This window comes from Lewinella sp., from assembly GCF_050633125.1.
Lineage (GTDB): Bacteria > Bacteroidota > Bacteroidia > Chitinophagales > Saprospiraceae > Lewinella.
Genome location: NZ_JBOEFX010000140.1, coordinates 14,476 through 33,346 on the forward strand (window position 1 = coordinate 14,476; position 18,871 = coordinate 33,346).

16 protein-coding genes are annotated in these 18,871 nt (G+C 46.1%); 5 read left to right on the plus strand and 11 right to left on the minus strand.

All coding sequences use genetic code 11. The annotated features are described in order from the left end of the window. Positions 1-84: 84 nt before the first annotated feature. On the plus strand, positions 85-849 hold the full coding sequence (locus ACRBG0_RS25380) for a LytR/AlgR family response regulator transcription factor (RefSeq protein ID WP_431489638.1): 765 nt from the start codon (positions 85-87) through the stop codon (positions 847-849). Positions 850-857: 8 nt separating this feature from the next. On the opposite strand, the gene ACRBG0_RS25385 is transcribed toward ACRBG0_RS25380, so the two are convergent. From ACRBG0_RS25385 to glpK, 3 genes are all read right to left on the minus strand, one after another. Next, positions 858-1,688, minus strand: coding sequence for an ion transporter (locus ACRBG0_RS25385; protein WP_431489639.1), 831 nt, complete (start codon positions 1,686-1,688; stop codon positions 858-860). Between the two features lie 69 nt (positions 1,689-1,757). After that, on the minus strand, positions 1,758-2,156 hold the full coding sequence (locus ACRBG0_RS25390; protein ID WP_431489640.1) for a hypothetical protein: 399 nt from the start codon (positions 2,154-2,156) through the stop codon (positions 1,758-1,760). A gap of 43 nt (positions 2,157-2,199) precedes the next feature. Next, positions 2,200-3,702 carry a glycerol kinase GlpK gene (gene glpK / locus ACRBG0_RS25395; protein WP_431489663.1) on the minus strand — a complete coding sequence of 501 codons (1,503 nt, stop codon included), beginning with the start codon at positions 3,700-3,702 and terminating at the stop codon, positions 2,200-2,202. Positions 3,703-3,804: 102 nt separating this feature from the next. On the opposite strand from glpK, the gene bshC reads away from it, so the two are divergent. Beyond that, positions 3,805-5,397 carry a bacillithiol biosynthesis cysteine-adding enzyme BshC gene (gene bshC / locus ACRBG0_RS25400; protein ID WP_431489641.1) on the plus strand — a complete coding sequence of 531 codons (1,593 nt, stop codon included), beginning with the start codon at positions 3,805-3,807 and terminating at the stop codon, positions 5,395-5,397. Between the two features lie 177 nt (positions 5,398-5,574). Here bshC and ACRBG0_RS25405 read toward each other — a convergent pair whose 3' ends face one another. The 3 genes from ACRBG0_RS25405 to ACRBG0_RS25415 form a co-directional block, all read right to left on the minus strand. After that, entirely contained in the window at positions 5,575-7,383 is a 1,809-nt protein-coding gene (locus ACRBG0_RS25405; RefSeq protein ID WP_431489642.1) for a PQQ-dependent sugar dehydrogenase, read from the minus strand. A gap of 96 nt (positions 7,384-7,479) precedes the next feature. Continuing rightward, on the minus strand, positions 7,480-7,665 hold the full coding sequence (locus tag ACRBG0_RS25410) for a hypothetical protein (RefSeq protein ID WP_431489643.1): 186 nt from the start codon (positions 7,663-7,665) through the stop codon (positions 7,480-7,482). A 139-nt stretch (positions 7,666-7,804) separates the two neighbouring features. After that, positions 7,805-8,257, minus strand: a complete 453-nt coding sequence (locus tag ACRBG0_RS25415) for a pyridoxamine 5'-phosphate oxidase family protein (protein ID WP_431489644.1) — start codon at positions 8,255-8,257, stop codon at positions 7,805-7,807. 401 nt (positions 8,258-8,658) lie between these two features. Here ACRBG0_RS25415 and ACRBG0_RS25420 point away from each other — a divergent pair, with 401 nt between their 5' ends. Continuing rightward, positions 8,659-9,333 carry a deoxynucleoside kinase gene (locus tag ACRBG0_RS25420; RefSeq protein WP_431489664.1) on the plus strand — a complete coding sequence of 225 codons (675 nt, stop codon included), beginning with the start codon at positions 8,659-8,661 and terminating at the stop codon, positions 9,331-9,333. Positions 9,334-9,348: 15 nt separating this feature from the next. After that, positions 9,349-10,629: an NAD(P)/FAD-dependent oxidoreductase gene (locus ACRBG0_RS25425; protein ID WP_431489645.1), complete on the plus strand. Its 1,281-nt coding sequence runs from the start codon at positions 9,349-9,351 to the stop codon at positions 10,627-10,629. Positions 10,630-10,749: 120 nt separating this feature from the next. Here the strand turns inward: ACRBG0_RS25425 and ACRBG0_RS25430 are convergent, their stop codons facing one another. Then, a complete protein-coding gene (locus ACRBG0_RS25430; RefSeq protein ID WP_431489646.1) occupies positions 10,750-11,193 on the minus strand; it encodes a nuclear transport factor 2 family protein in 444 nt (147 codons plus the stop codon). A gap of 228 nt (positions 11,194-11,421) precedes the next feature. Between ACRBG0_RS25430 and ACRBG0_RS25435 the strand changes: the two genes are divergently transcribed. After that, a complete protein-coding gene (locus ACRBG0_RS25435; protein ID WP_431489647.1) occupies positions 11,422-12,645 on the plus strand; it encodes an MFS transporter in 1,224 nt (407 codons plus the stop codon). 184 nt (positions 12,646-12,829) lie between these two features. Here ACRBG0_RS25435 and ACRBG0_RS25440 read toward each other — a convergent pair whose 3' ends face one another. The 4 genes from ACRBG0_RS25440 to ACRBG0_RS25455 all read right to left on the minus strand — a co-directional run bounded on the left by ACRBG0_RS25440 (position 12,830) and on the right by ACRBG0_RS25455 (position 18,870). After that, on the minus strand, positions 12,830-15,727 hold the full coding sequence (locus ACRBG0_RS25440) for a zinc-dependent metalloprotease (RefSeq protein ID WP_431489648.1): 2,898 nt from the start codon (positions 15,725-15,727) through the stop codon (positions 12,830-12,832). Positions 15,728-16,309: 582 nt separating this feature from the next. Continuing rightward, positions 16,310-16,741 (minus strand): YciI family protein, encoded by a 432-nt coding sequence (locus tag ACRBG0_RS25445; protein WP_431489649.1) that lies wholly within the window; start codon positions 16,739-16,741, stop codon positions 16,310-16,312. Positions 16,742-16,746: 5 nt separating this feature from the next. After that, positions 16,747-17,484 (minus strand): DUF6438 domain-containing protein, encoded by a 738-nt coding sequence (locus ACRBG0_RS25450; RefSeq protein WP_431489650.1) that lies wholly within the window; start codon positions 17,482-17,484, stop codon positions 16,747-16,749. Between the two features lie 144 nt (positions 17,485-17,628). Next, positions 17,629-18,870: a M43 family zinc metalloprotease gene (locus tag ACRBG0_RS25455; protein WP_431489651.1), complete on the minus strand. Its 1,242-nt coding sequence runs from the start codon at positions 18,868-18,870 to the stop codon at positions 17,629-17,631. Between the last annotated feature and the right edge of the window lies 1 nt (position 18,871).

An 18,871-nucleotide genomic window follows, 5' to 3' on the forward strand; every position in this document is an offset into this window, starting at 1 on the left:
TAATCTTTGAGTGATTTTTTTTTTGCGAATTAGTACCAAAAAATCGACTCAAAAAAGCGAGTGGGATAAACAACTGAGAATTGTATGTCAACGACCAAGCAAATATTTATTGGAATTACAAAAGTCTTGAATCAGCTTTCTCCACAAACCAGGTGGATACACAAACTTCTTTGGTTCATCGGCTTGGTCATCATCAATCTTCCTACATGGAAAGTAACCATTGGTAATTTTCATAGCGACGATTACTCCTTGCTAATCCCCAGCCTCTACGGCGCACTCCTCAATGCCTTTTTGTTCTATGGTACGGTTCATTTGATAACCAGCCAAGGCAAGCCAGATTTCCATCATTTTTTTCGCCGCTCACTGCCACTATTAGGAATGGTGTGCTTAGTGGAAAGCCAATTGGATACAGGATTTTTCCTACTTTTCTATAATTACCTGAGCATTCCTATTTACCTGGATATTTTCTTGGGTGCTATAATCATGAACACCCTTTTCTTTTACTTACCAGCTTTGGTCCTAGGTGTTATTATTCAGTGGAAATCATTCTCCAAGTTTTCTGTTTCCAGCATCAAAGTAAAAGATGGCCAGCAGGAGGTCTTTCTATCCCCGGAAGAAGTATTTTTTGTGGAAAGCGACAGTAACTACGCGATTTTCCATACGGCGCGTGGTCGGTTGCTTCAACGCACCAGCCTTACCCGCCTCGAAGAAGAGCTACCTAATCAATTTACCCGTTGCCACCGGTCATTTATTATCAATCAACAGCATATCCAGAAGCGAAGTGCACAGGAAGTAGAAGTGGCTGGAAACCTTGTTCCAATTGGTAGAAAATACAAGAATGATATTTAGCTGGACTTTCATAATTTCTCCCCACAATGAGGGCAATACTTAAAAGGCTTGGTCTGATCAGCTGCCTCTTCTGCCTCTTTTTTATGCTTGTCTTCTATTTTTTCAATAAACCCGGCGCTCAAAATACCCGTAGGTAAGGCCACCAAACCAATACCAAGAATTGCGATAATACCACTTACCAGTTTGCCCCAGCCCGTAATGGGGTACACATCACCGTAACCTACCGTCGTAAGGGTAGCGACCGACCACCAAAAAGTAGAAATAATATCAGGAAATTGATCGGGCTGAACATCACTTTCGAGGTAGTACATAATCGTTGATGACATCAGCAACAGCAGGAACATAACAAACATGGTAATCCCCAACTCATTGCGCTTTTCAAAGAAAACACTGGTAAAAAGCCCTAAAGCTCGGGTGTAGCGGTTGAGTTTAAAGATGCGCAACAAGCGTGTGATCCGTAGAATCCGAATAAACCGCAAATCGAACTGGAAGAAAAACGGTAAATAAAACGGAAGAATCGCTAACAAGTCAATCAACCCCATTGGGGATAGCATAAACCGTAGCCTCGCTCGCCAGGACGTATCCTCGGTAAACTTAAGATCCGCCGTCCAGATACGGAGAAGGTATTCTATGGAAAAAACCATAATTGTAACCAATTCAAACCATTGGAAAACTTTTCCGTAACGGTCACGCAGTGGCCCAAAGGATTCCAATATTATCCCCGTCACACTGAGCAAGATCAATGTCATGATCGACAGATGGAAGAAGCGATTCCAGGGAGATTCCTTGCGCCCTTTTTCGTCGATTAGAAAGAAGATGCGTTTTTTGAATGCCAGCATATCTTTGGTTGTTGAAAAGTTTGTCAGGTAGTGGTTAGTAGCGGTATAAGAATAAGCTATTCTGTCACTTCAATGAAGCCCCTCCTTCGATAGATTTTGAACATCTGTTATGCTAACAGATCGTAAGTTTGACACAGACTTGTCTAAAAGTTCATCTATTCTAGATTCAATTTCTTTAAAGTCCTCTTTATCTACCAAGGTTTTTCTCCAACCAGGCTTTTGCGCAATCCCCTTCTTTTTTATCCATGCAACATTCATTAAATACCATTTTGATGAGTCCACCCCTGTAGAGCTAAAATGTGGCTGAATAATGATTGCCTTATTTACTTCCCCATCAATCCAATCTATTCTTCTTTCCTCGAAAGTTCTTAATGGATGAGCATAGTTCGGTCTATCAATCGAAAGTCTAGCATTGAGCTCTTCGGCTACCTGTTTAATTTTTTTGTCTATGCTTTTAAACTTACTCACTTTAGATTATGATTTTGATATTCCAATAGCATATAACTCATCGCTAAGCCTCCTCCTTATCTTCCCAATCCATGGTGCGTTTTACCGCTTTTTGCCAACCTTTATACAATTTGGTGCGGTCCACAGAAGTCATATCAGGCGAGAAGCTGGCATCCAGTTGCCATTTGGCGGCAAGTTCTTCCTGTGACCAATAGCCTACCGCAATTCCTGCCAGGTAAGCAGCTCCCAGTGCCGTGGTTTCAATAATCGACGGCCGCTCTACTGGCACATCCAGCATGTCCGCCTGAAACTGCATGAGCAAATTATTGGCACTGGCACCTCCATCCACTTTGAGCGTTGTGAGTGGTCGGCCCGCATCTTTCTCCATAGCATCCAGCACATCCTTGGTTTGGAATGCCAACGACTCTAGCGTGGCGCGAATCAGGTGGCTTTTACTCGTTCCTCGGGTGAGGCCAAAGATAGCCCCGCGGGCATACATATCCCAGTAGGGAGCCCCCAGCCCCGCGAAGGCAGGCACCACATATACGCCCTCCGAACTGCTGCGCTTCATCGCATAATATTCCGAGTCGGGCGCATCATCGATCAGTTTCAATCCATCACGCAACCACTGAATGGCAGCACCGGCTATAAAAACACTGCCTTCCAGTGCGTAAGTCACCTCTCCGTTCAATCCCCAAGCGATAGTGCTCAACAACCCAGCCTTGGAGTGAACCAGTTTCGTGCCTGTATTCATCAACATAAAGCAACCGGTGCCATAGGTATTCTTGGCCATCCCTGGCTCATGGCACACCTGCCCAAAGAGCGCCGCCTGCTGGTCGCCGGCAATCCCCGCAATAGGAACAGCTGCACCTAGCAAATCCGCAACAGCCTCGCCAAACAAGCCGCTGGAAGGCTTCACTGCTGGCAAAATCGCGGCAGGAACGCCCATGAGTTCTAGCAGCTTTCTATCCCATTCCAGGTTTTTAATATTGTAAAGCATGGTACGGGAAGCATTGGAATAATCCGTAGCATGCACCTTACCGCCTGTCAGCTTATAAACCAACCAGCTGTCGATGGTTCCAAAACACAGTTCTCCTTTTTCGGCGCGTTCTTTAGCACCTTCCACCTGATTAAGTATCCAGCGAACTTTGGTGCCACTAAAGTAGGCGTCTACCACCAGGCCCGTATTTTCACGAATGTAATCGGCATGCCCATTGGCTTTAAGTTCATCACAAAAAGCAGCTGTCCGCCGGTCTTGCCAAACGATAGCGTTATGGATAGGTTCTCCGGTTTGGCGATCCCAAACGAGGGTCGTTTCCCGCTGATTGGTAATCCCGACAGCAGAAAGCTGAGAGGCTTTGATGCCTGTCTTGGCGAGTACCTGCCGGGCAACGCCCAGCTGCGTTTCCCATATCTCGTTAGCATTGTGCTCTACCCACCCTGGTTTCGGAAATATCTGCGTAAACTCCTGCTGAGCGGAATCGACGATCTTGCCATCGTGGTTGAAAATAATGGCCCGCGAGCTTGTCGTTCCCTGATCCAGTGCTAGAATATATTTTTCCACGATTGACAACTATTTAGAAGTTTAAAACTTTAGTATAACTGAGTTGATCCAAAAGCTCAAAAATAGAATTCCCTCACCAACTGGCAAAAAATCTCGCCCCTCGGTATGAAAATCCATCGCATTCCATTTACTGACATCCACGAGCTTTCTTCCCGTGATGTAGCTTATGCTTCTCGCGACGAACGGTTGCGCCCATTTTTTCAATACGATACCACCATTGAGGCTTTTGCACAAGTAATCGCTGATAAAAGCAAAACGCCCATTGACCGCCAGGCCTTGGTGACAGCCCTTCGTGATCAATATAGCCAATTGGCCGAAAGCGCCCAAGCCAATACCCAAATAGAACGCCTGGGGGAAAGTAATACTTTTACCATCATTACGGCTCACCAGCCGAGTTTGTTTACCGGGCCGCTGTATTTTATTATCAAAATTTGCTCTACCATCAATCTGGCGCGGCAATTGAACGAGCGCTATCCCGAACAGCATTTTGTTCCCGTCTTTGTCACTGGAGGCGAAGACCACGACTTTGAGGAGATCAATCACCTGCACCTTTTCGGAAAAACGCTGGAATGGCAAAATGAAGAAAGTGGTGCCGTAGGGCAAATGTCGACCGACTCCTTAGCAGCACCTTTAGCCGAACTTAAAGAAATACTCGGCGATAGCGAAAAAGCACAGTCGGTTTTCACCGAATTGAAAAACGCCTACACCCGACACGATAAATACGGCATGGCGACCGTCGATTACGTACACTCCCTCTTTGCCGAGGAAGGACTGGTTGTGATAGATATGAATAAACCTGCCTTGAAGCGACTGTTTGTTCCGATCATGAAACAGGAATTGCTTGAACAACCTTCTCAGGCTTTTATCGAAAAAGCACAGGCAGCGCTGGAAGCCGCTGGCTTTTCAGGACAAGCCCACGCCCGAGACATTAACTTATTTTATCTGCGCGATGGAATTCGCGAACGCATTATCTTGGAAAATGGCCTTTATCAAGTGCTTAACACCGATTACGGGTTCACACAAGAAGAACTGTTGGCCGAACTGGAAGCCCATCCAGAGTTTTTCAGCCCCAACGTGATCATGCGCCCCTTGTACCAGGAATTGGTGATGCCCAACCTCGCCTACATCGGCGGTGGTGGCGAGTTGGCCTACTGGCTGGAACGCAAGGAACAGTTTGCACACTTTGGGCTAAACTTCCCCATGCTGATCCGGCGCAATTCACTACTGTGGCTAGATTCGGGCACCGTCAAACGGATGGACAAGCTAGACCTCAGCGTTGCTGATCTCTTCATCGAAACAGAAGCCTTGCTCAAGAAATTTGTCAATAGCCAAACCGATAACGAGCTGACGATACAGGAAGAAAAGCAACAATTGGAGGCTCTTTTCAGCAGCATTGCCCAAAAAGCCCGCGATATCGACCCCACTTTGGCAAAAGCCATCGAAGCCGAATATACCCGTCAAGCCAAAAGCGTAGACAACCTCGAAGGCCGCCTGATGCGCGCCGAAAAGCAAAAACACGAAAACGCCCTCAACCAGATCCGCAAACTGAAAGAGAAGCTCTTTCCAGGCAATGGCTTACAAGAACGCTACGATAACTTCCTCGCCTTCTACGTACGCTACGGCCGTTCATTTTTTGACACCCTCATTGAAGTCCTCGACCCACTAGCCGATGGCTTTGTGGTGGTGGAAGAGGAATAAGTGGTATTAGGTACGTGGTACAAGGTACTTAGTATAAAAACCCCGTGACTTCACTAGTTGAAATCACGGGGTTTTCTTGTTAACTATAGTTTTTTTTTGGATTGGTCAACCCGGATTTTAATGACAATAAAAATCCGAGATGCCCCATATTACCAGGTACTTAGTACCTAATATCTTTTACTGCTTCACCACTTTCCGTATTACCTCTCCTTCCTGGTTAGATAATTTCAAATAGTAGACACCGGCTGGAAGATGCTCAAGCGGCAGTGTTTCCGTCATCTGACCAGAAGCACTGATTGATCGTTCGTAAACCAGTTTTCCGTCCAGTGCAAAAACACCCAATTGGAAGTTGGTAGCCTCCGTTACCGCTAAAGAAAGCTTAAGCTCCGTCGTAAAAGGGTTAGGCGTAAGCCTTAGTTCTTGAAGGCTAGCAGGTGCATCCAAGCCCACAATCATGACGTTGACAACTGGCGAAGTATTGCTACAGCCATTCCCTCCTGTTACGATCAAGGAATAGTCGCCACTTTCAGCAGCGAGATAAGTATTACTGGTAGCTCCTTCTATCGCAACGCCACCAAACAACCACTGATAAGTTGTAAAATCACCTGCAACAGATAAGGTATTCCCATCCACAAGCACCATTGGCTCCTCTGGAAGCGGCAAGGTGCTGATGAAAAAGGATTCCTGTACACTACAACCACCATCATCGCTAATGGTCAACGTATACTCTCCGGCAGCGAGGTTATCATAGTCCAATGAAGGAGTAATCGTATAAGGAGGATTGCCTCCATTGGCAACAATACTTGCGCTGCCGTTGGTTTCGCCAGCACAAGCACCACTAGTCACTTCAACAGAGGTAGAGAAACTAGAGCAAGCATCATAAGTCACCTGCAACACTTGTCCACCGTAATGGGTACAGTAAAGCTCGCCATCTGCACCTTCGCCAAAGGACGTAATGGAATAGGGGTACTCCCCTATCAGTTCACCTATCCAGCCGCCGTCGCCATCGGGTTCTATCATAAAAAAGTCGCGCGAGCAGAAGTCAGCAAAGATGTATTTCCCAATCAGCTCCGGGAATTCGGTTCCCCGATAAACAAAGCCGCCGGTAATCGAACAAGGCCCACCTGGTGTTTGCGGAATCGTATAAGCAGGAAACACGTAATCGCCATCACAACCACTCAAATTGTAAGGGGAATCGGCTTCGTAACAACGCCAGCCATAATTCTCTCCACCAGGGCTGTCCGCAGGCTGAAAATCAATTTCTTCGTAGGCATTTTGCCCAACATCTCCGATCCACATATCACCGGTTTCCCGATCAAAACTGAAGCGCCAAGGGTTGCGCAAACCGATAGCCCATATTTCGTCCAATACGTCTACGTCATCCACAAAAGGGTTATCGGCCGGAATTTCATAAGGTGTCTCGCCGTCTACATCCAGACGCAGCATTTTGCCCAACAGGAGACCCGTGTTTTGCGAATTATTAGGTTGATCACCACCACCGCCGCCGTCGCCCATACCAATGTACAGGTAGCCATCGGGGCCAAACTTGATACAGCCGCCATTATGGTTGCCTTGCGTTTGATCAATCATGATCACCTCCATATCGCTATTCGGATCAGCAATATTAGGGTCATCCATACTCCGGCTGTAGCGTACCACTCTGGTTTCTCCAGACAAGTCGGTATAATTGACAAAAAAGTAGCCATTATTCGCATAGTCAGGATGAAAAGCCAGTCCTAATAGGCCACGTTCACCGCCGCTATTCGTCAGGCTACTGATATCCAGGAAAGGCGTTGCCAATACCGTTCCGGTACCGTCAATAATTTTTATCCGCCCACTTTGTTCTACAACAAACAGCCGATCGTCGCCCGCATGGGTAACATCTATCGCCGAAGTGAACCCGGTAGCATAAGGCACCAATTCCAAGCTTTGACTTTGAAGAAGAATAAAAAAGAGAGAAAAGGTAAACGTCAACAGTTTTTTCATCTTGATAGTTGGTTTTGAAGGAAGTAGCGGGAAAGATAGTGATTATAGGTATAAGCCCTTACTGGAACCTTAGGATAAGACACGGATCTGACACACTTATTCATGCTTGTTCATTAGGAGCCATGCCTTACTAGGCTGACCTCTTACCAAGGCCACAATCCTCAGCGGGCCATTACTACCACCAGCTATTTTCATCGGCAAAGCAATGACATAAATTCCAACGGGAAACAAAAGCTCCAGGTTTTCCAGGTTCTCAAAACCCAGAATATTCTCGCCATTCAAGATTTGGTGACTTTCAAACAAGATGGATTGCCCATAATCCAGGCTGGGCGTGTCCAGACCAAAACCAATATCTTAAGGAGTTAAAAAAGAGGTTCTTATATTTTCTTTTATGAACTTATATAGTTCAAATTGATAGCCATCAAACCCCATACTGCTTACGTGCAGTAGCGACCTGCTCCTCTTCCGTCGTTCCCGGAAACAATAAATAACGCGGAGCAATGATCGGTTTCACATTTTCAATACTAATTTCCGTTAGCGTCGAAAATGGGAATTTCTCACCCGCCATTTCCTTCAGCGGGGCTGCCAATTCCTTAAACTCAGCCTCTCCTTTACCTACAATTCGGGCTACTCCCTTTAGCTGATACCCCTTTTGCACCAGCACATCAATAAAGCTCACCGCCACCAAAGGCTGCTGCCGGATATTCTTCACGGTCTGAGGAGAAGCTATATTCGCAATGATAATCCGGTCATCACCCAAGGCCATAAACATCTCCTTGGGCGATACATTGGGCTGGCCATCTCCATCTGTCGTTGCCAGCCAGCAGAGGATACTGCTAGAGATGGAGGCTTTGATTTTGGGGGTTAAGATCATTGGTAATAGTTTTTGGCAAAAAAAGGCTCGGTGGGTAATGTAACCGGAGTATCATCCGGCTGATGGAAAATATTTTTACTGGCAGGTTGCGACTCCCAAATCCGGCCAGCAGCATCCTTGTAAGTCGTTCCCGCTACCTTCGTTAATTGACCAACAGGAGGCTCATTGTACTGGTTACGGTTGAGGTGCCAGTCGGCGTGGCCTGCCCACTATAGGACAACCAACAACAAAACAATAGAAATAAGCCAGATCATCTTCATCGGTGTTTGGTTAGGTGGTTTATTTGTTGGATAGTTGAATGGTTCTCGGCAAACGAAATTATCATTTTTGCTTCTAAACTTCTAATTCCCTGCCAAACTTACGATCTTAGCCCCTCAACCATTAGAAAGTAATTGACTACTATGCAGGAAGCGGCCATCCCCCACCCTTTTATTGTTGTTGAAGGTAATATTGGCGCAGGCAAAACTACGCTTTCCACCATGCTGTCGCAGGATTTCGACCGACGGCTAATCCTTGAAGAATTTGCAGACAATCCCTTCCTGCCCTTCTTTTACGAAAATTCTGAACGCTATGCTTTCCCTGTTGAGCTGTTTTTCATGACCGAAAGGCATAAGCAACTACAAGAAGAGCTAGGCCAACCCCAATTGTTCGAAAAAGGGATCATCTCCGATTATATCTTTATAAAAACCCTTTTGTTTGCTCGGAACACCCTCAAAAGTGAAGAATTTCGCCTCTTCCAGCGATTGTTCAATATCCTAAGCACTAATTTCCCCAAGCCAGACTTGTTGCTTTATCTACACCAACCCGTAGAGAAATTAATGGAAAATATTAAAAAGCGAGGACGGGATTACGAGCAACAGATGGACCCCAACTACTTGCTGAAAATCCAACAGGCATATTTCGATTATTTTCGGACGGTTAAAGACATCCCTATCGTCATTCTAGATGTTCAATCTATAGACTTTGTACAACACCCTGAGCATTATCAGTCAATTGTACAACTATTACAGCAATCCTTCCCCACAGGTATGCACCAGCTCAAAGCGGAAGATTTGTTATCCAAAAAACTGAGCTAGACTTATAACTAACCTATGAAAATCAATATCCCCGAAAGTCCTCAGGAACGCGTCGTCATCATTGGTGGCGGTTTTGCCGGACTGGCCGCTGCACGCCAACTCGCCAAAGCCAATTACCAAGTTGTTCTTTTGGATAAAAACAATTTCCATCAATTTCAGCCCCTGTTTTACCAGGTAGCTATGGCTGGACTAGAGCCCAGCTCCATCGCTTTTCCTTTCCGTAAGCTCTTCCGTAAGCGCAACAATGTCTTTATTCGAGTAACCGAAGTAAAGGCGATTGAGCCAGAAAACAACCGGATCATCACTTCATTGGGCCACTGCAATTACGACCACCTCCTCATTGGCATTGGCGCAGACACCAATTATTACGGCAATGAAGAAGTAGAACGTAACACCCTCTCTATGAAGTCCGTAAGTGAAGCACTTTACTTACGCAATTCTATTTTGTCTGATTATGAAAAGGCGCTTACAACCATCGATTACGACGAGCGTCAAGGCTATATTGATATTGTCATCGTAGGTGGAGGGCCTACGGGCGTAGAATTAGCCGGGGCACTGGCCGAGATGAAAAAGTACATCATGCCCAAAGATTACCCGGAGCTCAATTGCGACGAAATAGATATCTACCTCATTCAGAGTGCACCGCAGTTATTGAAGGGCATGTCAGAAGAATCTTCAGAAAAGTCACTGGCCTATCTTAAAGACCTGGGCGTAGAAGTTCGCCTCGATACCCGCGTCAACAATTACGATGGCGAATATGCCTACCTCAGCGATGGTGAAAAAATCCGCAGTAATAAAGTGATCTGGGCGGCAGGTATCCAGGGAAACAGCATCCCCGGCCTACCAGAAAGTGCCCTCACGTATGGTCGCCGCCTGGAGGTTGATCGTTTCTCCAAAGTCAAAGATACCACCAATATTTACGCCATAGGTGACATTGCCTACATGGAGGAAGAAGCTTTTCCCAAAGGGCACCCCCAAGTTGCTCAGGTCGCCATCCAGCAGGGCATCAACCTTGCTCATAATCTCAAACGCCAGCTTAAAGGCCAAGAATGGGAACCTTTTGTTTACAACGATAAAGGCTCTATGGCTACCGTCGGTCGTAACCGCGCCGTAGTAGACTTACCCAATCTCAGTTTCCAAGGCTTTCCAGCATGGGCTGTATGGCTGCTCGTTCACTTGTTTGCCATCTTGGGCACCAAAAACAAGCTATTCGTTTTTCTCAACTGGGTATGGAATTACCTGACCTACGACCAAGGCTTAAGGTTGATCATCCGAGCTAAGACTAAGGATAAATAACGAAGTGGGAAGTAGGAAATCGGAAGTAGTTTGATCCAACTAGTGGCGAGCTCTCTTCCTAGTCCTCGTGTATCTCATTACTTCCGACTTCCGCTTACCCACTTCCGACTTCTTGATCCCCTAAGGCTTCTTCGTCGACTGCCAGTTCATCAACAACCACTTACCTCGCTTTTTACGGTACACCGAAGTATAGTATAAACGTATATCAAAAGGTTCTCCCTCATACATTCCCCTTACGATCAACAAGCCATACAAAATGGCTGTTTTACCATACCTACGAAGACGATGCTCCGTAGCCATCATTTCACTATAGACAATTTTACCGCCCGCTACACTGGTAATAAAATCCTGCTTACTTTCAACTAAACCGTTCGAGTGCAGGTAATACAAATCGTCGTCCAGCATAGTCTGCAAAGCTAGGCCATCCTTATCTACCTGAGCCCGAAACCGAGCAGATTCAGCCTCAAATACCGCCTGCTCTTGCGCCAGCACAGCTCCGAAAGGTGCTAAAAGCACCATGAAAACGATCATACACCGATATAAAAAATCAACCTGCTTCATCATCTCTTTTTTTGTAAAACCCCTTAGGTCGTTTAAATCTCTCTGTCGGGTAAATTCGTGAATTCACCCTGTCAAAGATTACCCTACATGCCCTTATAATCCCTCATGTGTTTCAAAAAATCTGCCTATGTGTTTAAAAAACCATTCACAGCCCGAAAGATACCGAATTAACAGAAAATCCTATCTTGACGTGAGTATTACCTGACCAATACGATCAAAACGAAAAACAACATGCAAGATAAGGCCATCAAACTGTCGCTTTTTATCAATTATTTTGTCTTTGCCATCCTGCTCAACAGCGTTGGTATTGTGATCCTAAAATCCCAAAATGTCTATGGTGTCGACGAAGTAGCGGCCAGTACCTTAGAACTATTCAAAGACTTACCCATCGCCATTGTTTCCTTTCTAGTGGCCTCCTTCTTGCCCAGAATCGGCTACAAAAAAGCGATGCTTGCGGCCTTAGCTATTGTCACCATTGCCTGTATTAGCATGTATTTTGGCAACTCCTTCTGGTCGGCCAAAATGCTCTTCGCTTCGGTAGGCGTATCTTTTGCCCTGATTAAAGTATCCGTTTATTCCGTCATCGGCCTCGTCACCAATGGAGAGAAAGCGCACAACAGCCTGATGAGCAATATCGAAGGGGTCTTCATGTTTGGCATCGCGCTAGCATATTTCCTCTTTCCGGCCTTCAACACCGAGGGCCAGCCCAACGCCTGGCTCAATGTCTATTGGCTATTGGCCGGATTGTCCATCCTCTCCTTCCTGTTTTTGTACTTCGCCAAGTTTGATGAAGATTATGAAATACCTGGCGCTGACATAAAGGAAGATTTCATGGCCATGTTTCGGTTGATCAGCCGCTTACTTGTAATCGTTTTTGTAATCAGTGCCTTCCTTTTCGTCATGATTGAACAGGGCATCATGACCTGGCTCCCCACGTTCAACAACCGAGTACTGGAACTTCCAGAAAACCTCGCCATCATCATGGCCAGCATCCTGGCGATCTCCTTGGGTGTTGGTCGCATCATGGCGGGTGTATTGACACAGCGCGTATCCTGGATTGTTGTCCTTAGCGGATGTTTAATCGGTGCTATGGCTATGGTGTACTTCGTATTGCCCAAGGCCGTAAGCGCTGACATTGGCATCGTCGAAACCCTGGCAGATATTCCAGCTATTGGCTACGCATTTCCATTGGTGGGCTTGTTCATTGCTCCTATCTACCCATTGCTAAACTCCGTCGTACTCAGTGCATTGCCCAAAAAACTACACAGCCCTATGTCGGGCCTCATTATTATCTTCTCTGCCATTGGGGGCACCCTGGGTTCTCGCCTCATCGGCATCCTCTTCAAAGAAGTTGGAGCAGAAACGGCCTTTAGTTACACCCTCATCCCGATGGCGATCCTTTTCGTCATGCTTTTCGCTTTGAAAAACCTGACAGACAAGGAAAAGGCTGCCTAAAAAATAATTATGGGCCGTAGCGGCCCCGCTATCGGCGGGGCGCTACCGCTTGTTCCGTTCTTAGTGTTTGCTGCGCTTCACACTACCACTTCACCAGCTCGTCCTGCTCCTCCGTCCGCCGTGTTCCAGGCTCCGCCTTCCACACCAATACGACTTGCATCATTTTTCATATCGCTACCTCACGTTAAATAACCACCCGCTTCACGCCACCATCTCCGTTTCGTAAAAAGTAAACACCCGACGGCAAGCCGGAAAGGTCAATACTTGCAGAAGCCCACCCCGGGCTCGTGTCTACCCTAAATTGCCGAACCACCTGCCCGGTAGTCGAGAGCAACTCAAAAGCAGCAAAATAGTCCTCCGCCTGTAGCCAATTCACCTGCAACTGACCATCATGGCCTACCGGATTAGGGTAAACCTGCCAGTCAGTTGTCAGATCAAGAAGCGCAACCTCTCTTATATCGCTATAAGTAAAGCTGCCGTCAAGATCCTCCTGTCTCAAGCGATAATAACTAGTGCCAGGCAGAGGACGCGTATCAAAATGGAAATATGATTGTAACTCGTAATGGTCTCCAACGCTGGCTACAAATGCCAAATCGTCAAAATTCCGACCATCACCGGAGCGCTCAATATGAAAGCCTTGATTATTAAATTCTTGTACTGTCGCCCAATCCAGACGAACTTCTTTAGCTATAGGTTTTGCCGTAAACGTCCCCCACTCTACTGGCAGGATCGACGAACGCTTGATGGCGTCTAAACGAAAATCATCCAGCGCCACAAATTCAGCCCATTGCCCGCCGTCCCGGTAACCAAAGCGAATTTGAAAATCAGCATTGGCAAACGAGCTCAAATCACTCAGGTAAGACGTCAAACAAGCTATTCCCCAAGCATCACTAGGCCAACATCCACTGGTCGTTTCATCCGTAAGGACATTTACCCAACTTTCGCCATTGAAAACATCAATCGTAAACGCAGAATAAGGGTGAGAGTAAAATGCATTAAAGTTATAAACCAATGAAAGCTCAACTGATTCGTAATCCGCGAAATCATAAACCGCAGAGTATAAATACGTCGTTCCCGTATTTTCCGCAAAAGGACCTAATAGATCATCGTCAAAATACAGCATACAACTGCCGTTAATCGTATTCTGCACTCCACCAAAGTTGGATACCTCCCGGGTAGAGTCGCCAATCAACCATTGGGCACCCGATAAATATGCCGACTCATACTGCCACCCTACTGGCAGACTACAATCATCAAAATTTTCTTCCACCACTATCCTGCACGCTGGAGCAGGCGCTCGGTACTTGGCCACCTGCCCACAAGACAAATAGCCATTGCTATTAGGGATAACTTTTACCGTTACACTTGGTGCTTCTGTGACCGGCAAATGCTGAATACTCACCTGCTGAGGACTCGTTCCATAAATTTGCGGATAGCTTTGTTCGCCCACCTGAACCGTAAAACCTTCTTCGTGAGCAGTCTCAAAACTGACCGTCAAATCAAGGGTGTAAGTGCTACTGGCAAGTTCACAATTAGAGGTACGAACAGCCTCCAGGTTCAGCTTGGAAGTGTTTTCTGTATTGAAATCAATCAAGACGCCAGGGCCCACTGTATTTTCACTACAAACCGTCATCACCCGTGCACGATAAACGGTACATAAATCTATTTCTTCGGTTAACAAGATGGAAGGTTCAGCACAAAGGAAGGTGTCCGTTTTTCCAGATGCTGTATTCGTTAACAATACTTTCCACGCGCCGGCTTCTTCTCCAGACCAATCAAGACCAAGTGCCGGCTCCGAAGCATCAAGCGTAGCGATCAAGTCATTCACCGTTTCACAAATCGGCGAACAAGCAGTCAGGCAATCATCTGCAGCCAGATAGTTATCGATAACATTCACCGAATTTGTCTCGCAAAAGCCCCAAATACCACGCGACCATTCTGTCGCCAGGTTCACGATGGGGTCCATGATATAGGGAGGCCGATTATTACTATAGCACTCAAGTTGAGTCCCGTTGTAATTGTGGCTACAGCCAAAATTGTGTCCAATTTCATGAGCTGTCATTACCCGTATGTAACCCGCACTACCGGTGAAATCTTCTAAAATATGATATCCATTTTCACTACAGAATGTCCCCACGTAGGAAAGGCCGATTACGCTGCCACTACCTTGACTCTGATAATTACGGCGCGACCAGAATTGGCCTAAATCAAAATCGCTCTGAAAGCCACCTCCGTGGCCCCATTCCTTAAAGCTTTCTAACAATTGTAGTGCATCTTCTCCGCTGTACCAAGGGTCACTACTCTCCACGATTGGCATCACCAGTTCCGACATACGAAAGAAAAGTCCTTGTGAAAAATCATCATCAAAGTTACCATTGACATTATTCAAGACCCCTTCCAAATGGGCCAATACACCACCTGCAGAACCATAATGTTCAAACATGGAATAATCTGCCGCAACAGCTAAATCGACCTCCAGGCAACCGCCCCGCGCGCCACCTGCTGATTCGCTAGTTACACGAGCTGTTTCCGTCTGGCCGCAACGAAGGTTTGATTGGGGCAAAACGTCCCTGGTCCGATATAGAAGATAAGTATTGGATGCTGCATTATCCACAAAACGCTTGAGAGGCTCAATGTACCACTCCTCATCGCCTGTGCGTACATAACCGTAGATGAAGTCGTCGTTAATGGTAAGTCGAATATCCTTGCCATCAAGTACTCCTTTGAAGGTATTAACACGGTCATCACGCAGCTTTTCCTCGCGCTTCCCCCGAGGTGTTATCAATGCCAAAGAGAAGGTCGGAGCACGCACAGGAGCAGGCTCCAAATGCAATGGCCAATTCATCCCATCAGGAAAGCACCAATCCATTTGGAGGCTTCCCCCAATGGTATGGACATAATCATTGATCTCCTTGACAGGAAGACGTATGAGTTGATACTCACTGAAATATTGGTTCAACTCCGCAACCTCAAAAGTTACATCCTCTCCAACAAAGCGCTCCGAGGCTTGTCCTGTTACAACAAAAGGAAGGCCCAAAAACAATAGAAATAAAAGCTTGTAGGCACAAGTCAGGCTTCTCATAGTAATTTCTTTTCATGTGCAAAATCGAAAAGTCGCCTTGTGCTGTTGATAGTGTTCAATACAAAGTCACCCTGTTACCGCTACGGATAACAAGTCAATCAAAATCATCATTTTAGGTAGACAGATGTAGGAAATACATTGAAAACAGGACTGCACCAAAGGGCAGTACGATTCCAGATACTTCAAACAAAGATGTGTTGTAAATAGTGTTGATAACAAACCTGGTGAGCAGAGACAATTGTCTCAACTACACCAGTGGTGTGGGAGTGTGTTTGTTGTTCTTACGCGAAATACAATGAGCAAAGCTCATTCCTTAGGAAAGTTAGACGCACGGTAGTGCAGATAGGTAAAAGATGATGCCTCTCTTATATTTTTTGTGGTCAAACTAAAGCAAAAATCTTAAGCAACTAATAAGAAGCGTGATTTTTGTTTTCGATTGGCTCCAAACACAAACAATATCAGAGAATCAGAATAATGTGGTATTACTTAATGTCTGAAGGCAATATAGGGTAAATAATATTATATGTGAAATATTATTATAAAAATATTTCCCCATACATCAAAAATCGTCGCGAGATAAAATCAAAACAACTGCGCACCCACTGCGGCCCAAAAAGGATGGATTTCTACGACGAGCCGGCCGGCAAGCACAGCCGGGTCTTGATTGGCCAAACTAGCGGCCTCTTCATAGGTGGGTGTGGAATAAATCACCACCCCCTGAATACCGCTATCATCCGCAAAAGGCCCTGCCAAACAGATTTTTCGTTGCTCCCCTAACGCTGCCAAATGGGCGAGGTGTCCCTCTTGGATTTTTGCAGCAGTGGCTTCGTCCTGATCACGGCGAGGGCCTACCTTCAAGAAGCACATAAAGTATTGCTTCATCAAGTAGGTCGTATCTCCGGATTGATGAGTAAACGTCTGAAACCCGGCTGTATCAACAGGCATTGACTGGGCATACACCGCATTACCCCCTACCGCCAACAGGGTAAAGAACAGCAATAGAAGCAATCTCATAAAAGTTAGTTACGAGGTGAAAGATTCATCGTTTTATTGAACTCGGCACTCAACACATATTCGTTGCGGCGTACCAATCCAAGCATTTCTTCCGGATTAATTCGTTCAGGATTAAAGCGAAACAACCAGTAAGGGCTATTGGGCGACAGCCGCTTTACGATCTGCATATCTTGCTTAGAAAACTGAATAATCCAAACATTGGGGTCTACCTGAGTAGACAAATTAACCAACAGCTCATCAGCGATGACATTATCGGGCATACCATAGTTACTACCCGCAGCCTGCTGTTCCCAGCCTCCGCTTTCAGCAATAGCGGTAAGCTTTTCTTCCAACTCCATAATTTTTGTAGGACGCCCATCCTTACCTTTCACTGATTTTGATTGTTCCCCATCGTGATAACTAATGGTAACGGTAGCCAAATCCGGAATCTGTGCTTTATAGGCATTCTGAAAATTCCAAAAATTGGATTCCTCAAAATCTTTGATTAAGCTGCGGTAAGTCGCCTGATCCAATAGTTTCGTGTGTAAACCAATACGGTTAGTAAACTGCTGGCCTTCGTAAGATACCACGCCACCTTCATAAATAGTGAGCTTATACACCGGACAACTACCAAAACAAGGCCCTTTAAACATTTCTATCCGTGGGTCAAGCTTATCCAGGTCTTGAGTCGTCAAAGGCCGGCAAGTAGCCGCAAGAAAAATAAAAGCACTGGCGGCCAGGATAAGGAAGTGTAGCTTAGGCATAATCAGGGAAACTTTTGTTTGTGCACAATGATAAACATTTTTAGAGATTTAATGAATCTCTGCGGGGTAATATGAGTCTCTAGCTGGCAGTCTTGATAGTAGGTTTTTCAATGAAGCCTAATTTCATCATCTTTTATTACTTCGTTACAATAACACCTTCCTAACCTGCCTCGCCCCATCCTTCTGCGCGACTAAAAAATGCATCCCCTCAACGGCAATAGGCACCCACTGGGTAAAGCCACCCGCAAGCTCAGACCTCCAAGAAGCAACTTCCTGCCCCAGCACATTATAAAGTCCCCAATCCAGATCTGGGGTTAAAGCTTCCAGCATTAGTTCGCCGTGGAGGGAATATATTAGCTTAAACAGGTTATTTACCTGCTGCGGAGTCTTCGTTCCTACGACACACTGTTCAATACAATCGGGGTTCAATAATCCGGGACGGTAGGTTTGCAGGGCATTCCAGACGCGGTCTTTTTGCCCTTGGGTAAACATCACAGCACAGGCATCTTCTACAAACCCCATGAAGTTCTGGTAGTTATCTGGCCCACCATTACCTGGGCAGCTATCTTGAAATCCACTGGGGCATAGACCCGCATAGGTCCAAACCTGCTTTTCGGTATCAGCTACCAGATCGTCGTAAACGGGGTCGGGGCAGCAGGTCCCAGGGTTACAATTCGATGGTGGGGTCACGTTACCCCACAAGTGTAACAAGTTAAGATAATGGCCAATCTCGTGAGTACAGGTACGCCCCAAATCGTAAGGCGCAGTAGCAGTCCCTCCCCTACCAAAACGATCATACTGGATGTATACACCGTCTTCAGCACGGGGTACTTCGCCGCTGGCAATCTCTGTAGGGAAGATACCTATGCCGGCCACACCACTGAAATCAAGATCGGCTACCCAAATGTTTAGGTAGCAATCGGTACACCACGCAGAGCTTCCTCCCAGGTCGTCATAACAAAGGTTACGGCGACCATTCGTAAAATCATTGCCAATCCCATCAATCGACGTGGGCGAGAAAATTATGCCAGAATGAGGGTTCCCCAAAGGGTCTTGGTCTGCGAGAACAAAATTGATTTCCATATCCGCTATCTTGTTCTGGTACCAATTGATAACTTGATCCAAATCAGCATTCGCTGACCGAAAATCTTCGTTGAGCACCGCTATCTGGGATTGAATCTGGGTTTCGGTCAGCCGCTGAGCGTCATCATAATAGACATTATGCACGACTACAGGGATAGTAATGGCCGTCACTGGAGTAGCAGTTAGCTCTACCCATGGAGAAGGGTTCGTTGTACGGCTGGCACACCAATCCTGGGCATTTATCGTAAAAGACAACAAGAAAAAAAGGACAGAAAGCTTTATTGTGGATGGCGCGTATATCATA

What these genes read in the sequence shown, in the direction of transcription:
- ACRBG0_RS25445 (WP_431489649.1), bottom strand. Translation starts at nt 16,741, where the DNA reads ATGAGATTGCTTCTATTGCTGTTCTTTACCCTGTTGGCGGTAGGGGGT.
- ACRBG0_RS25415 (WP_431489644.1), bottom strand. Translation starts at nt 8,257, where the DNA reads ATGATCTTAACCCCCAAAATCAAAGCCTCCATCTCTAGCAGTATCCTC.
- ACRBG0_RS25385 (WP_431489639.1), bottom strand. Translation starts at nt 1,688, where the DNA reads ATGCTGGCATTCAAAAAACGCATCTTCTTTCTAATCGACGAAAAAGGG.
- ACRBG0_RS25405 (WP_431489642.1), bottom strand. Translation starts at nt 7,383, where the DNA reads ATGAAAAAACTGTTGACGTTTACCTTTTCTCTCTTTTTTATTCTTCTT.
- ACRBG0_RS25455 (WP_431489651.1), bottom strand. Translation starts at nt 18,870, where the DNA reads ATGATATACGCGCCATCCACAATAAAGCTTTCTGTCCTTTTTTTCTTG.
- ACRBG0_RS25380 (WP_431489638.1), top strand. Translation starts at nt 85, where the DNA reads ATGTCAACGACCAAGCAAATATTTATTGGAATTACAAAAGTCTTGAAT.
- ACRBG0_RS25420 (WP_431489664.1), top strand. Translation starts at nt 8,659, where the DNA reads ATGCAGGAAGCGGCCATCCCCCACCCTTTTATTGTTGTTGAAGGTAAT.
- bshC (WP_431489641.1), top strand. Translation starts at nt 3,805, where the DNA reads ATGAAAATCCATCGCATTCCATTTACTGACATCCACGAGCTTTCTTCC.
- ACRBG0_RS25440 (WP_431489648.1), bottom strand. Translation starts at nt 15,727, where the DNA reads ATGAGAAGCCTGACTTGTGCCTACAAGCTTTTATTTCTATTGTTTTTG.
- ACRBG0_RS25435 (WP_431489647.1), top strand. Translation starts at nt 11,422, where the DNA reads ATGCAAGATAAGGCCATCAAACTGTCGCTTTTTATCAATTATTTTGTC.
- ACRBG0_RS25430 (WP_431489646.1), bottom strand. Translation starts at nt 11,193, where the DNA reads ATGATGAAGCAGGTTGATTTTTTATATCGGTGTATGATCGTTTTCATG.
- ACRBG0_RS25425 (WP_431489645.1), top strand. Translation starts at nt 9,349, where the DNA reads ATGAAAATCAATATCCCCGAAAGTCCTCAGGAACGCGTCGTCATCATT.
- ACRBG0_RS25450 (WP_431489650.1), bottom strand. Translation starts at nt 17,484, where the DNA reads ATGCCTAAGCTACACTTCCTTATCCTGGCCGCCAGTGCTTTTATTTTT.